The following is a 14,223-nucleotide window of genomic DNA, read 5'->3' on the forward strand; positions in this document are numbered from 1 at the left end:
GGAGAAAACTGTGTCTCAATCCCCTCGAATCGCCGTTGTCGGCGCCGGTCTCGGCGGGGCTGCAGCTGCCAAGCTGCTGCTCCAGGAAGGCTTCAATGTCCGCGTCTATGAGCAGGCGCCCAGCTTCTCGCGCCTGGGAGCCGGCATCCACGTCGGGCCCAATGTGATGAAGATCCTGCGCCGCATCGGCATCGAGGACGCGCTCAACGAGCAGGGCTCGCATCCCGACTACTGGTACAGCCGCCACTGGCAGACGGGCGACGTGCTCGCCCAGATTCCGCTGGGCGACTACGCCGTCAAGGAATACGGCGCCAGCTACCTGACCGTGCACCGTGGCGACTTCCATGCGCTGCTGGTCGAGGCCCTGCCCGACAGCGTGATGGCCTACGGCAAGTTCCTGACCAAGGTGGAGGACCGCGGCAGTGTGGTCGTCATGCACTTTGCGGACGGCACGACCGAGGAGGCGGACATCGTCATCGGCGCCGATGGCGTGAACTCCCGCATCCGCGAGGAACTCCTGGGCCCGGAACTGCCCAAGTACGCGGGCTACCTGGCCCACCGCGCCGTGTTCCCCACGCCCGAGGTCAAGGCCGGCATGCTGCCCTTCGATGCCTGCGTGAAGTGGTGGAGCGATGACCGCCACATGATGACCTACTTCGTCACCGGCAAGGCCGACGAGCTGTACTACGTGACCGGCGTGCCCGTCGAGAAGTGGGACCTCAACGACCGCTGGCTGGAAAGCAGCAAGGAAGAGATGCGCGAGGCCTTCTCGGGCTGGCATCCCACCGTGCAGGCACTGATCGACGCCACCGTGGAAGTGACCAAGTGGTCGCTGCTCGAGCGTGATCCGCTGCCGCTGTGGAGCCGTGGCCGCCTGGTGCTCCTGGGCGATGCCTGCCATCCCATGAAGCCCCACATGGCCCAGGGTGCGGCCATGGCCATCGAGGACGGCGCCATGCTGGCGCGCTGCCTCAAGGAAGTCGGCGCGCACAACCATGAGCTGGCCTTCGCCCTGTACGAAGCCAACCGTGCCGAGCGCGCCAGCAAGGTGCAGCGCATCTCGCACGACAACACCTGGCTGCGCACCAACGAAGATCCGTCCTGGTGCTTCGGCTACGACGTGTTCAACGTGCCCCTGGTCGAGCCCAAGGTCAAGGCAGCGGCCTGATACTCGCTGCCTTGCCGGACGAGGGGAGGGGAGGGAATCCCCCCCTCCTGTCCGGCCGCAGAACGCCGACATCCTGAACCGCAGCCAAGTTGCAAGAGCCTCGTCCCATGGGAACCCCAGTCCATCCAAGCAGTACCCCCAGCCCCATCCGCCTGCAGGTCAATGCACGCGCATGCGAGGTGCCGGCAGCGCCCGGGACGGCGCTGCTGCATGTGCTGCGCAATGACCTGGAGCTGAACGGGCCCAAGTACGGCTGCGGCCTGGGCGAATGCGGCGCCTGCACGGTGCTGATCGATGGCGTGGCCGCGCGTTCCTGCGTGATCCCCGTGCGGGCGGCCGTGGGCCGCGAGGTCACCACGCTGGAAGGCCTGGGCTCGCGCCAGTGCCCCGGCCCCACGCAGCAGGCCTTCATCGACTGCCAGGCGGCCCAGTGCGGCTACTGCCTCAACGGCATGATCATGACCGTGGAGGCCCTGCTGCGCCGCAACCCCAATCCCACCGAGCAGGAGCTGCGCAACGAGCTGCACCACAACCTGTGCCGCTGCGGCACGCATGTGGAAATCATGCAGGCCGCTCTGCGCGCCGTGCAGCTGCGTGCGCAACGCGCCGCGCTGCAGGCGCCCTCCGGTTTTCCATCTTCCAGCGCGGGCGAGGTCCAGCCATGAGCCCGGCCGGCAACACTCCCGCCCTGCCTTCCGACCTGCTGCACGGCCTGGCGCTGCGCCCGCCCGTCGCGGCCTGGGACGGTCTGCGCTACCGGGGCAGCGTGCCCCTGCATGCACGGCTGCAGGAAGCCCAGGCCATGGCCGGCGTGGTGGCCGCGGTGCAGCGCGGGCATTTTCTGGGCGTGGTGGCCGTGGCGCCTGTCCATGCCCGGCAGGCCGCTGCCAGCCTGGCCCCTGCCTGGGACGACCGGCAGGAAGCCAGGGCCGCCAGCGCGCCCCGTGCTGCCGACAGAGCCGACAAGGCTGACAAGGCTGACAAGGCCGACCTGCCCGATGCCGGCCGCTATGTCTGGCGCATGGCTGCGCCCGCGTCTTGCGAGGGTGCCGCACGCGCAGCCGTGTGGTGCCTGGACGGCCATGCCAGCGTCTGGCTGCCGCCCTGCGACGCCGATGTGCGGCAGATGATCGGCCGCGAACTGGCCGCATTGCTGCAATGCCCCGAGTCCGCGCTGCGGCTGTTCAGCCTGCCGGCCACGGCGGCCGGCACCCCGCATGTGCTGGATCTCATGGACGCAGCGGCCGATGCGGCCCTGCTGTCCCAGGCCGTGGGCAGGCCTGTCAGCGTGGCCTGCGAGGCCTGGACTGCTGCGGGCAGCGCAGACAGCCGGGAGCTGGTGCTGCGCGTGGGTGCGCAGCCTTCGCAAGGGCTTGAAGCCGACACGGTGGTGCAGCCTCAGCCGGGCAATGCATCGCCGCAGCCAGACCTGCTGTTGTCCGACACGCCCTGGGCCGTGCGCCCCAGCATGGCGCGCCTGTTGAGCCAGCCCGAGCTAGCGCGCGCCGCGGCCCTGGCCACCGTGCTCGATGCCGGCGAATTGCATGAACGCAGGCTGGCCGCCAGCCTGCGGCATGCCGGCGTCGATGATCTGAATGCCGCCCAGGTCTTTGCCCGCGAAAGCCACTGGCATGAGCAGGCGCTGGACCAGGGCCGTGATCCGCTGCAATGGCGGCTGCAGCACCTGCCCGAAGGCCCGGTGCGCGATCTGGCGCAGGAGGTGGCCGAGCGTGCGCAGGCATCGCAGCAGGCACCGTCCCACCAGGGCGCCGATGGCCGCCTGCTGGGCCGGGGCTTTGCCACCGCCCAGCTGCAGACCCTGGATGCGCAGGGCGCCGACCTCCATGCCTGGAGCGCCTGGGTGGCCGAGGTGGCCGTGCACCCGCAAACGGGCGAGATCGAAGTGACACGCGTCGTGGCCGGCCATGACAGCCGCAGCCTGCAAGCGGCGCAGGCCGCCAGCACGCGGCCCGAGATCGTCCAGCAGGACCCGCAATTGCTGGCCGACGCGCGCCGGCTGCTGGGCGCGGCCCCCGCTTTTGACGACTGGGCAGGGTCCACAGCTTCCGCTGCTTCTTTCGATGTGATCGCCAAGCCCGGCTCCGACCTGGCGCAGCATGCGCCCGGCGATGTCGCGGTCATCCGCCAGGGCGATCTGGCGCTGGATGGCGTGGCCACGCTGCCCGCCGCCGCCGCCATTGCCAACGCCATTCACCATGCGACAGGCGTGCGCCTGCGCGAAGTGCCCTTCCAGCCAGAGCAACTGCGCCTGGCCCTGGCGGGCGAGGGCGCCGGCAAGCCCGGTGCGGCGCGGCCCGGCCGTGGCTGGGGCTGGCTGGCCGCAGGCGCCGCAGGCCTTGCCGGCATGGCCGCCATGGCCTGGCCGCTGAAGCCGGCCCTGCCGCTGACCGACGGGCCCGACGTTTCCCTGTACTCGCCGCAGGCCCTGGAGCGCGGCCGCCTGGTGGCGGCTGCGGGCGACTGCGTGGTCTGCCACACGGCCCCGGGCGGCGCGGCCAATGCCGGCGGCTTCGGGCTGGAGACGCCGTTTGGCACCATCTACTCCACCAACATCACGCCCGACAACGAAACCGGCATCGGCCGCTGGTCCTACGCGGCCTTCGAGCGCGCCATGCGCCACGGCATCCACCAGGATGGGCGCCAGCTGTATCCGGCCTTCCCGTACACGGCCTTCGCCAAGCTCAGCGATGGCGACCTGCAGGCCCTCTACGGCTACCTGATGTCCCAGCCCTCCGTGAAGGCCAAGGCGCCCGAGACGCAGCTGGCCTTCCCCTACAACCTGCGCCCGGCCATGGCGGGCTGGAACCTGCTGTTCCACGACGCCACGCCGTTCAAGGCCGACCCTGCGCGCAGCGCCGAATGGAACCGGGGCGCCTACCTGGTCGAAGGCGCGGGCCACTGCGCGGCCTGCCACTCGCCGCGCAATGCGCTGGGTGCGGAAAAGACCGGCATCCACTACCTGGGCGGCGGCGAGGCCGAAGGCTGGACGGCGCCCGCGCTCAATCAACTGGCGGGCGGCAAGCTGCCCTGGAGCCGCGAAGAGCTGTACCAGTACCTGCGCACCGGCTTCTCGGCTCGCCACGGCGTGGCGGCAGGCCCCATGGCGCCCGTCATCCACGGCCTGGCCCAGTTGCCCGAAGCCGATGTGCGCGCCATGGCCACCTATCTGATGGAACTGCCGGGCCAGGCCCCACAGGCTGTCCCGGCCATGCCGGCACCAGCACCGGCGCCTGCCGCGGTGCAGGCGCCGGCGCCTGCGGCTCCACCTGCCAGGGCGCTGGTCCGCCACGCCAATGGCGAGCGCATCTACCAGAACGCCTGCGCCGTCTGCCATGAGGCGGGCAGCGGTCCCACATTGTTCGGCGTCAAGCCGCAGCTGGCCCTGAACACCAACCTGCACGCGGCCAGCCCCGACAACCTGGTCCAGGTGATCCTGAACGGCATACAGGCGCCGGCCGACGATGCGCTGGGCTACATGCCCGGCTTCGGGGACAGCCTGGACGACAGGCAGATCGCGGACCTGCTCGGATATTTGCGCGAACGATTTGCACCGGAGGAAAAAGCTTGGCCAGACGACACGAAGACGATTAACCGGCTGCGCATGCAGGCACAGGCGCATGCGCACTGAGGGCGGCAATGGGCAGCAATGGGCGGCGGCAGGGGCGATGCCGCGGATATGGACACCTTGCCCTGGAATCTCTCCAGGGCCTGGGTCCTGACATCTGATGCTGGGGACGGGTGATGGGCAACAACGGACGGCGCTGTCGATGTGCAGCCTGTCCGCAATGCGCCCATCGCCCGGATGCAGAGACCGACATCCGGAAATTTTCCATCGGGCCATGGAGATGGCGCCGAGGGAGCGGTTCGCTCCGGATGTGTGAAGGGTGGAAGGCACGGCAGGAGGCGGCAACACAAGCTGAACGGCCTTGCCTGGGAAAAGACAGATTCAACAATTGCGATGGCTAGAAAAGGAGTCCCTGCATGTCATCTACATACATTTCGGTGGAAAAAGGCATCCAGACAGCGGGTGTCGGCAAGTTCCAATATCGGCTGTTCGTCATCTTCGGGCTGGTCTGGCTGGCCGATGCCATGCAGGTGCTGTCCATCGGCTTCAGCGCGCCGTCCATTGCCAAGACCTTCGGCAAGACCGTGCCCGAGGCGCTGCAGACCGGCACCTTCTTCTTCATCGGCATGCTGATCGGCGCCTTCGTCTTCGGCCGCCTGGCCGACCGCATCGGGCGCCGCCCGGTGCTGATGATGGCCGTGGTGATCGACGCCTTCGCGGGCGTGGCCTCGGCCTTTGCGCCCGAGTTCGCCTGGCTGCTGGTGCTGCGCTTCATCACCGGCATCGGCGTGGGCGGCACGCTGCCCGTGGACTACACCATGATGGCCGAGTTCCTGCCCAGCGACCGCCGCGGCCGCTGGCTGGTGCTGCTGGAATCGTTCTGGGCCGTGGGCACCATCTTCCTGGCCATCCTGGCGCTGGTGGCCGTGTCCTGGGGCGACGATGCCTGGCGCGTGATCTTCTTCGTGACCGGACTGCCGGCGCTGATCGGCGTGGTGCTGCGCTTCTACATCCCCGAGTCGCCCATGTTCCTCAACCGCAACGGCAAGTCCGAGGAGGCGCGCAAGGTGCTGCAGCGGGTGGCCAAGGTCAACGGCACCACCGCGGACATCCCCGCCCTGCAGCCTGAAAAGCAGGAGCGCAAATCCATCCTCGCGCTGTTCAACGGCGACCTGCGCCGCCGCAGCCTCTCGCTGTTCCTGGCCTGGGCGCTGATCTCCATCGCCTACTACGGTGTCTTCGTCTACCTGCCTGTCAAGCTCAGCAGCGAGGGCTTCGCCTTCATGCGCGGCCAGGTCTTCCTGGTGGTGCTGGCCCTGGTGCAACTGCCCGGCTTTGCGCTGTCGGCCTATGGCGTGGAGCGCTGGGGCCGCAAGCCCACGCTGATCGGCTTTTTGCTGCTCAGCGCCGTCGGCTGCATGTTCTACAGCCTGGGCTCGTCGCCCTTCGTGGTCATCGGCTCCACCCTGCTGATGAGCTTCTCGCTGCTGGGCACCTGGGGCGCGCTGTATGCGTTCACCCCCGAGGTCTACCCCACCGACCTGCGTGCCAGCGGCATGGGCATGGCCGGCGCCGTGGCGCGCTTCGGCGGCCTGTTCGCCCCGGCCATCATTGCGCCCATCATGGCCACCCACTTCACCCTGGCGCTGGCCGTGCTGTCCGCCATGCTGGTGGGCGGTGCCCTGTCGATCTGGGCCGTGGATGTGGAATCGCGCAACCGGGCGCTGGATTGACGCCGAGGAAGAACTTCGACTTAAAAAGGCCTGCGCAAGCAGGCCTTTTTTCATGGGGTCCCCAAATGAGGATCAGGCCTTTTTCGAAGGCAGGGCGTGCGGATTGTCCGATTTGCTGGAGAACATCCATGGACTGAAGCTCCTGTGAGCTCAACCGGTCCATGCGACACAATGACTGCTCCTGGCGCAAGCAATTCGCTGCGCCATATATCCAGCGGAGCCTTGTTCTCATGTCATTGAATGGCAGCTATCGCAGGCATGGCCTGGTCGCCACGGCAATCCTGGTTGTGCTCTGCCTTTCAGTGCTGGTCGCTCCTCGAAAGGCGATGGCCAACCAGGAAGAACCAGTGGTTTTGCTCGGCTCGATCCATCGTTCGGTCGGAGAAGGGCAAACCATGGGCTGCGAGAAAATTACGCTGCGGCCCAAGGATGTCATCCGTTATTTCTCCACGGCAACCGAGGTTTCCTTCTCCACCTTCCACTATGAATCGATCATTCTGCCTTGCGCCTTCAGTGGGAAGCTGCGGCGCAATGGCGTGGTCTATGGGTGGAGCATCAATGCAGCAGGCGCCGGGTATCTCTATCCGGAAGATGGGCGTGAGAATCTGTTTTTTCTTTGCTATAGGTCGTGCGCAAAGGCACTGCCTGGGTTGATGGGGCTTTGACGGCGAGGGCCCAAGCCCTTTGAGATCGCCTGGCAGCCATCCTCATGAAAACAGGGGCTCTTCAATCCGCCTCGCCACCTTCCAGCATCTTCTTGAGCAGAAAATCCAGCGCCAGGCGCTCGGCCGGATTGAGCCTGCCGTAGGTGCTTTCGGTGATCTGCTTGGCGAAGGGCTCCATGTCGCGCACCAGGTCCTGGCCGGCCTCGGTGAGGTTGATGACGACCTTGCGGCGGTCGATGCGGTCATGGTCCACCTGCACCAGTTCGCGCTGCTTGAGCCGGTCCACCACGCCGCGGATGGTGGCCTGGTCGATCACGGTGGCCTTGACGATGTCGGCCAGCGAGCTGCCGCTGTTGTCGCGCACGGAGCACAGCACCACGAATTGCGCGGCCGTGAGCTGCGAGTCGGGAATGTATTGCTGGAACAGTGCAGTGTGGCGCTGATAGACACGCCGCAGCAGGTGGCCGATCTGGTCTGAAAAATGATAGCCATCCTGTGGCGTCATGGCTGATGGCTGGTGGTTCATGGTGCGCGTGAGCTTATCAAAATTCATACCAAATACCGTGTGATTTGCGACAAGCCGGGCGCATTTGCCAAGTGGCGCAAACCCGCGCTGGCTGCGGCATCCGCAAGACCTGGGGCAGCAGGCGCAGCACTGCCCGGCGGCTCATTTGCCGATTGAATGGCGCAATCATCCGTTTGAATTTGACGGCTTGCCCGGCAGGCCTTGAAATGGCATGAGAGACAAAGCGCCAGCGGACCGGACCGCGCCGCTCCCCACAACGAAAGCCAGCAGGGACACCCATGCCAGCCACACAAGGGAAGATCATTCCCATTGCCGTCATCAATGCCGCTGTTGCCGGCAGCGCACTCGGCGCCCATGAGCGCGAGGCCGTCGAGCACGCCATTGCCGTCCACGCCCGGCGCCCCGGCCCCCTGATCGAGTTGCTGCACGCCGTGCAGGACATGCTGGGCCATATCCCCGAAGCCGCCGTGCCGCGCATTGCCGATGCGCTGAACCTCTCGCGTGCCGAGGTGCATGGCGTCATCTCCTACTACCCCCATTTCCGCAGCACGCCAGCGGGCCGCCATGTGCTGCAGGTCTGCCGCGCCGAGGCCTGCCAGTCGCGCGGTGCGGATGCGCTGCTGACCCACGCAGGCCAGGCGCTGGGCTGCGGATCGAGTGGGCACGGGCATGGGCATGCAACCAGTGCCGATGGCGCCGTCACGCTGGAGCCGGTCTACTGCCTGGGCCTGTGCGCGTCATCGCCTGCCGTGATGCTCGATGGCCAGCCCCATGCGCATGTCTCGGCCAACGGACTGGATGCACTCATCGCGCAATGCCGCCAGCCGGAGCAGGCCGGCGAGCCGGTGGCGCAGCCTGCGCATGCAGGGACAGGGGCAGGGGCAGGCTCCGGCGTGCGCGTCTACGTGCCCCGCGATGCCGCCGCGCTGGCCGTGGGCGCTGACGCCGTGGCCGGCGCCCTGCAGCGCGAGTGCGCGGCGCGCGGCCTTCAGGTGCAGATCGTGCGCAACGGCTCGCGCGGCCTGCTGTGGCTGGAGACCCTGGTGGAGGTCGAGACGCCCGAAGGCCGCGTGGCCTACGGCCCGGTCACGGCCGATGCGGTGCCGGGCCTGATCGATGCCGGAATGCTGCAGGGCGGCAGCCATGCGCTGTGCCATGGACTGACCGAGGCCATTGCCTACCTGGCGCGCCAGGAGCGCCTGACCTTTGCGCGCGTGGGCGTCATCGATCCGCTGAACCTGTCCGACTATGCGGCCCATGGCGGTTGGCAGGGGCTGGAGCGCGCGGCGCGCATGGAGCCCGCGGCCATCGTGCAGGAGGTGCTGGATTCGGGCCTGCGCGGCCGTGGCGGTGCGGCGTTTCCGGCCGGCATCAAGTGGAAGACCGTGGCCGCCGCAGCGGGGCCGCAAAAGTACATTGCCTGCAACGCCGACGAGGGCGACTCGGGCACCTTCGCCGATCGGCTGCTGATGGAAGGCGATCCCTACACGCTGATCGAAGGCATGGCCATCGCTGGCCTGGCCGTGGGCGCCACGCAGGGCCTTGTCTATGTGCGCAGCGAGTATCCGCATGCCATCGCCACCCTGCGCGAAGCCATTGCGCGCGCCGAGGCCGCAGGCTGGCTGGGCCGCGACGTGGCCGGCAGCGGGCGGGCCTTCCACATGGAGGTGCGCAAGGGCGCGGGCAGCTATGTCTGCGGCGAGGAAACGGCCATGCTGGAGAGCATCGAGGGCCGGCGCGGCATTGTGCGCGCCAAGCCGCCGCTGCCGGCCATAGCGGGGCTGTGGGGCCGGCCCACGGTGATCAACAACGTGATCACGCTGGCCACGGTGCCGCTGATCCTGGCGCGCGGCGCGGCTTTCTACCAGGGCTTCGGCATGGGCCGCTCGCGCGGCACCCTGCCGTTCCAGCTGGCCGGCAACATTGCGCGCGGAGGGCTGGTGGAAAAGGCCTTCGGCCTGAGCCTGCGCGAGCTGGTGGAAGACTTCGGCGGCGGCACGGCCACCGGCCGCGCCATCAAGGCCGTGCAGGTGGGCGGCCCGCTGGGCAGCTATGTGGCGCCGGCCGACTGGGATGCGCCGCTGGACTACGAGGCCTATGCCGCCAAGGGCAACGTGGTGGGACACGGCGGCATCGTCGTGCATGACGACACGGCCGACATGGCGCAGCTGGCGCGCTACGCCATGGAGTTCTGCGCCATCGAGTCCTGCGGCAAGTGCACGCCCTGCCGCATCGGCTCCACGCGCGGCGTGGAGGTCATCGACCGCATCGTGCGCACCGGCACCGACCCTGCCGCCCACGCCGGCCACGCCGGCCAGGTGGCCCTGCTGGAAAGCCTGTGCGACACCATGCAGCACGGCTCCATGTGCGCCATGGGCGGGATGACGCCGTATCCCGTGCGCTCGGCGCTGACTCACTACCCCCAGGACTTCGGCATCGAGTCCACCACGGCCGCAGCGGCTGCCTGAACGGAGAACACCATGCTCGACCATTTGAAGCAAGCCGACTGGGGCACGCCCGCCAGCCCGTCCGAACGCCTGATCACCCTGGAGATCGACGGCCGCGAGGTCTGCGTTCCCGAGGGCACATCGCTGATGCGCGCTGCCATGGAAGGCGGCGTCAGCGTGCCCAAGCTGTGCGCCACCGACAGCCTGGAGCCCTTCGGCTCCTGCCGCCTGTGCCTGGTGCAGATTGAAGGCCGCAAGGGCTTTCCGGCCTCGTGCACCACGCCGGCCGAGCCGGGCATGAAGGTGCGCACGCAAAGCCCGCAACTGCAGGAGCTGCGCCGCGGCGTGATGGAGCTGTACATCTCCGACCATCCGCTGGACTGCCTGACCTGCAGCGCCAACGGCGACTGCGAACTGCAGGACATGGCCGGCACCGTGGGCCTGCGCGAGGTGCGCTACGGCTTCGACGGCGCCAACCATTTCAAGGGCCAGGCGCGCGCCGAGGTCGATGTCTCCAACCCGTACTTCAGCTACGACCCCAGCAAGTGCATCGTCTGCAACCGCTGCGTGCGCGCCTGCGAGGAGACGCAGGGCACCTTTGCGCTGACCATCTCGGGCCGGGGGTTCGAATCGCGCGTCACGGCGGGGCAGGGCGGCAGCTTCATGGACAGCGACTGCGTCAGCTGCGGCGCCTGCGTGCAGGCCTGCCCCACGGCCACGCTGCAGGAAAAGACCGTGACCGAGCTGGGCCAGGCCGGGCACAGCGCCATCACCACCTGCGCCTACTGCGGCGTGGGCTGCGGCTTCAAGGCCGAGATGAAGGGCGAGCAGGTCGTGCGCATGGTGCCCTGGAAGGATGGTCAGGCCAACGAGGGCCATGCCTGCGTCAAGGGCCGCTTTGCCTGGGGCTATGCCACGCACAAGGACCGCATCACCCGGCCCATGGTCCGCGCGAAGATCTCCGACCCCTGGCGCGAAGTGAGCTGGGAAGAGGCCATTGCCCACACGGCCCGCGAGTTCCGCCGCATCCAGGCGAAGCACGGCAAGGATTCCATTGGCGGCATCACCTCCTCGCGTTGCACCAATGAAGAGGCCTACCTGGTGCAAAAGCTGGTGCGCACGGCCTTCGGCAACAACAACGTCGATACCTGCGCGCGCGTGTGCCACTCGCCCACGGGCTATGGCCTGGGCCAGACCTATGGCACCTCGGCCGGCACGCAGACCTTCAAGTCCATCGAGCACACGGACGTGGTCATGGTCATCGGCGCCAACCCCACGGCCGCGCACCCGGTGTTCGGCTCGCGCATGAAAAAGCGCTTGCGCGGCGACGGCCGGCGTGCAGGCGCCAAGCTCATCGTCATCGACCCGCGCGAGATCGAGCTCGTCAAGTCGCCCCACATCCGCGCCGACTACCACCTGCAACTGCGGCCCGGCACCAACGTGGCCATGATCACCTCGCTGGCCCATGTCATCGTCACCGAAGGCTGGCTGGCCGAGGACTACATCGCCGAGCGCTGCGATGCCAAGTCCTTCGCCCAGTGGAAGGAATTCGTGGCCCGGCCCGAGAACTCGCCCGAGGCCATGGCCGAGGTCACCGGGGTGGCGCCTGACCTGGTGCGCGGCGCCGCGCGCCTGTATGCGCTGGGTGCCGAGGACCATCCAGCGGGCCGCCCCGTCAACGCGGCCATCTACTACGGCCTGGGCGTGACCGAGCATGCGCAGGGCTCGACCATGGTCATGGGCATCGCCAACCTGGCCATGGCCACGGGCAACGTGGGCCGCGAAGGCGTGGGCGTGAACCCGCTGCGCGGCCAGAACAATGTGCAGGGCTCCTGCGACATGGGCTCCTTCCCGCACGAGCTGCCCGGCTACCGCCACATCTCGGACAGCACGGTGCGCGCCGAGTTCGAGGACGCCTGGGGCGTCGCACTCAGCCCCGAGCCCGGCCTGCGCATTCCCAACATGTTCGAGGCGGCCCTGGCCGGCAGCTTCATGGGCCTGTACTGCGAGGGCGAGGACATCGTGCAGTCCGACCCCAACACGCAGCATGTGACGGCCGCGCTCTCGGCCATGGAATGCGTGGTGGTGCAGGACATCTTCCTCAACGAAACCGCCAAGTACGCCCATGTCTTCCTGCCGGGCGCTTCCTTCCTCGAAAAGGACGGCACCTTCACCAATGCCGAGCGCCGCATCTCGCGCGTGCGCAAGGTCATGGCGCCGCTGGCCGGCCATGCCGATTGGGAGGTCACCCAGCTGCTGGCCAATGCGCTGGGCTACGCCATGCACTACAAGCACCCGAGCGAGATCATGGCCGAGATCGCCGCGCTCACGCCCAGCTTCGCGGGCGTGAACTACGACAAGATCGACCGGCTGGGCAGCGTGCAATGGCCCTGCAATGACAGCACCGAAGAGGCCGGCACTTCCATCATGCACAGGGACCGCTTCGTGCGCGGCAAGGGCCGCTTCATCATCACCCAGTACGTGGCCACCGACGAGAAGGTCACCCAGCGCTTTCCGCTGCTGCTGACCACGGGCCGCATCCTGTCTCAGTACAACGTGGGCGCCCAGACCCGGCGCACGCACAACAGCCACTGGCACAGCGAGGACCGGCTGGAAATCCATCCGCATGACGCCGAGGACCGCGGCATACGCGACGGCGACTGGGTCGGCATCGCCAGCCGCGCGGGCGAGACCGTGCTGCGCGCCACCGTCACCGAGCGCATACAGCCCGGCGTGGTCTACACCACCTTCCACTTTCCCGAATCCGGCGCCAACGTCATCACCACCGACAGCTCGGACTGGGCCACCAACTGTCCCGAATACAAGGTCACGGCCGTGCAGGTGCTGCCCGTCCCCCAGCACGCCCAGCCGTCCGACTGGCAGCGCGGCTTTGCGCGCATGCATGAAGAGCAGATCGGCCTGTTGCAAGCCGCGCAGGCAGGCAGCATGGCCGTGGCGGGAGGCAAGTGATGGACAGCGCGAACCTGGTCCGCATGGCCAACCGCATCGGCGAGTTCTTCGAGGCCATGCCCGAGCGCGACGAGGCCCTGCAGGGCATTGCCGAACACATCCGCAAATTCTGGGAGCCCCGCATGCGCGCCGAACTGGCCCGCGTGCTGGCCAGCCCCGACGAGGCGCAGGCGCTCAAGCCCATCGTGCGCGAGGCGCTGATGCTGCATCCGCTGACCTTGCCGTCGGCGGCGCAGGCTTAGCCAAAGCGCTTCTTCCTCGCCATCTCCCGCGCCAGCGCCACAAAGCCTGCGGCCGCTGGCGACAGCCGCTCCATGCTGCGCACGGCCAAGCCGGTGACGCGGCGCTGGCGGGGCGAGAGGCTGCGGTAGACCATGCCTTCAGGCGCCTGCTCGGGCACGGCCAGGCGTGCGGCAATGGCAATGGCGTGGCCTTGGGCCACGAAGCCCTGCATGGAGGACATCTGCTCGAAGTGGTAGATGGCCGCAGGCTGGGCGCCGGCCTCGGCCAGGAAGCGGTCGATGTGCGCGCCCGACCCGGCCGAGGTGCGCACAAAGGCCTCGCCCTGCAGGTCGGCGGCGCGGATGCTGCGCTGGGCCGCCAGCCGGTGCGATGCGGGCAGCAGCGCCACCAGTTCGTCTTCCACCAGGGGTACGGTCTCGAAGCGCTCGTCGGGCAGCACGACGAAGCCGATCTCCACGCGCCGCTCCAGCAGCCACTTGACCACGGTGTCGTCGTTTTGCTCGTCGATCTGCACCAGTACGGCGGGCTGGCGCCGCCGGTATTCGGTGATCAGCGGGGGCAGCAGCCGCAGCGAAGAGGTGGCGCCGAACGAGGCCACGCGCAGCGTGCCGCGCGCCATGCCGCGCTCGGCATCGGCCTCCTGCCGCAAGGCCTCCTTTTGCTGGAGGATGTCGTTGGCGCGCTGCAGCAGCCGCGTGCCTGCGTCGGTCAGCGGGGAGTGAGGGCCTTCGCGCCGCACCAACTGCACCTGCAGCTCGCCTTCCAGCGCGCGCAGGGCATGGCTGACGGCGCTCTGGGTAATGCCCAGCAGCGCGGCCGCGCGCGAGAAACTGCCGGCACGGGCCAGCGCCGCGAACACTTCGAGCTGGGTGAAGGTCATAGGAT

At 68.2% G+C, this 14,223-nt stretch carries 10 protein-coding genes; 8 read left to right on the forward strand and 2 right to left on the reverse strand.

The annotated features are described in order from the left end of the window. The first annotated feature begins 10 nt into the window (after positions 1–10). The 5 genes from DA1_RS13130 (at position 11) to DA1_RS13150 (ending at position 7,152) form a co-directional block, all read left to right on the forward strand. Positions 11–1,168 (forward strand): FAD-dependent monooxygenase, encoded by a 1,158-nt coding sequence (locus DA1_RS13130; protein ID WP_034390802.1) that lies wholly within the window; start codon positions 11–13, stop codon positions 1,166–1,168. A gap of 107 nt (positions 1,169–1,275) precedes the next feature. Continuing rightward, positions 1,276–1,833, forward strand: coding sequence for a (2Fe-2S)-binding protein (locus DA1_RS13135; RefSeq protein WP_012203779.1), 558 nt, complete (start codon positions 1,276–1,278; stop codon positions 1,831–1,833). Continuing rightward, complete coding sequence (locus DA1_RS13140; protein WP_034390804.1) at positions 1,830–4,817, forward strand: cytochrome c; 2,988 nt, start codon at positions 1,830–1,832, stop codon at positions 4,815–4,817. The genes DA1_RS13135 and DA1_RS13140 overlap by 4 nt, the downstream gene beginning before the upstream one ends. Before the next feature lie 353 nt (positions 4,818–5,170). Further along, positions 5,171–6,487, forward strand: a complete 1,317-nt coding sequence (locus DA1_RS13145) for an MFS transporter (protein ID WP_013803891.1) — start codon at positions 5,171–5,173, stop codon at positions 6,485–6,487. Positions 6,488–6,717: 230 nt separating this feature from the next. Continuing rightward, complete coding sequence (locus DA1_RS13150; protein WP_062794122.1) at positions 6,718–7,152, forward strand: hypothetical protein; 435 nt, start codon at positions 6,718–6,720, stop codon at positions 7,150–7,152. A gap of 61 nt (positions 7,153–7,213) precedes the next feature. On the opposite strand, the gene DA1_RS13155 is transcribed toward DA1_RS13150, so the two are convergent. Beyond that, entirely contained in the window at positions 7,214–7,657 is a 444-nt protein-coding gene (locus DA1_RS13155; protein ID WP_174549389.1) for a MarR family winged helix-turn-helix transcriptional regulator, read from the reverse strand. Between the two features lie 299 nt (positions 7,658–7,956). On the opposite strand from DA1_RS13155, the gene DA1_RS13160 reads away from it, so the two are divergent. The 3 genes from DA1_RS13160 to DA1_RS13170 are packed head-to-tail and all read left to right on the forward strand — an operon-like array spanning position 7,957 to position 13,337. After that, complete coding sequence (locus tag DA1_RS13160; RefSeq protein ID WP_034390806.1) at positions 7,957–10,146, forward strand: formate dehydrogenase subunit gamma; 2,190 nt, start codon at positions 7,957–7,959, stop codon at positions 10,144–10,146. Between the two features lie 12 nt (positions 10,147–10,158). Next, positions 10,159–13,095, forward strand: a complete 2,937-nt coding sequence (gene fdhF / locus DA1_RS13165; protein WP_034390807.1) for a formate dehydrogenase subunit alpha — start codon at positions 10,159–10,161, stop codon at positions 13,093–13,095. Further along, positions 13,095–13,337, forward strand: coding sequence for a formate dehydrogenase subunit delta (locus DA1_RS13170; RefSeq protein ID WP_034390808.1), 243 nt, complete (start codon positions 13,095–13,097; stop codon positions 13,335–13,337). The genes fdhF and DA1_RS13170 overlap by 1 nt, the downstream gene beginning before the upstream one ends. Here DA1_RS13170 and DA1_RS13175 read toward each other — a convergent pair. Further along, positions 13,334–14,218 (reverse strand): LysR family transcriptional regulator, encoded by an 885-nt coding sequence (locus tag DA1_RS13175; RefSeq protein ID WP_034390810.1) that lies wholly within the window; start codon positions 14,216–14,218, stop codon positions 13,334–13,336. The two genes, DA1_RS13170 and DA1_RS13175, sit on opposite strands and share 4 nt — an antisense overlap. Positions 14,219–14,223: the final 5 nt, after the last annotated feature.

This window comes from Delftia acidovorans NBRC 14950, assembly GCF_001598795.1.
GTDB lineage: Bacteria > Pseudomonadota > Gammaproteobacteria > Burkholderiales > Burkholderiaceae_C > Comamonas > Comamonas acidovorans.

Coding starts and splice junctions, on each gene's coding strand:
- DA1_RS13135 (WP_012203779.1), top strand. CDS start 1,276: ATGGGAACCCCAGTCCATCCAAGCAGTACCCCCAGCCCCATCCGCCTG.
- DA1_RS13140 (WP_034390804.1), top strand. CDS start 1,830: ATGAGCCCGGCCGGCAACACTCCCGCCCTGCCTTCCGACCTGCTGCAC.
- DA1_RS13145 (WP_013803891.1), top strand. CDS start 5,171: ATGTCATCTACATACATTTCGGTGGAAAAAGGCATCCAGACAGCGGGT.
- DA1_RS13150 (WP_062794122.1), top strand. CDS start 6,718: ATGTCATTGAATGGCAGCTATCGCAGGCATGGCCTGGTCGCCACGGCA.
- DA1_RS13155 (WP_174549389.1), bottom strand. CDS start 7,657: ATGACGCCACAGGATGGCTATCATTTTTCAGACCAGATCGGCCACCTG.
- DA1_RS13160 (WP_034390806.1), top strand. CDS start 7,957: ATGCCAGCCACACAAGGGAAGATCATTCCCATTGCCGTCATCAATGCC.
- fdhF (WP_034390807.1), top strand. CDS start 10,159: ATGCTCGACCATTTGAAGCAAGCCGACTGGGGCACGCCCGCCAGCCCG.
- DA1_RS13170 (WP_034390808.1), top strand. CDS start 13,095: ATGGACAGCGCGAACCTGGTCCGCATGGCCAACCGCATCGGCGAGTTC.
- DA1_RS13175 (WP_034390810.1), bottom strand. CDS start 14,218: ATGACCTTCACCCAGCTCGAAGTGTTCGCGGCGCTGGCCCGTGCCGGC.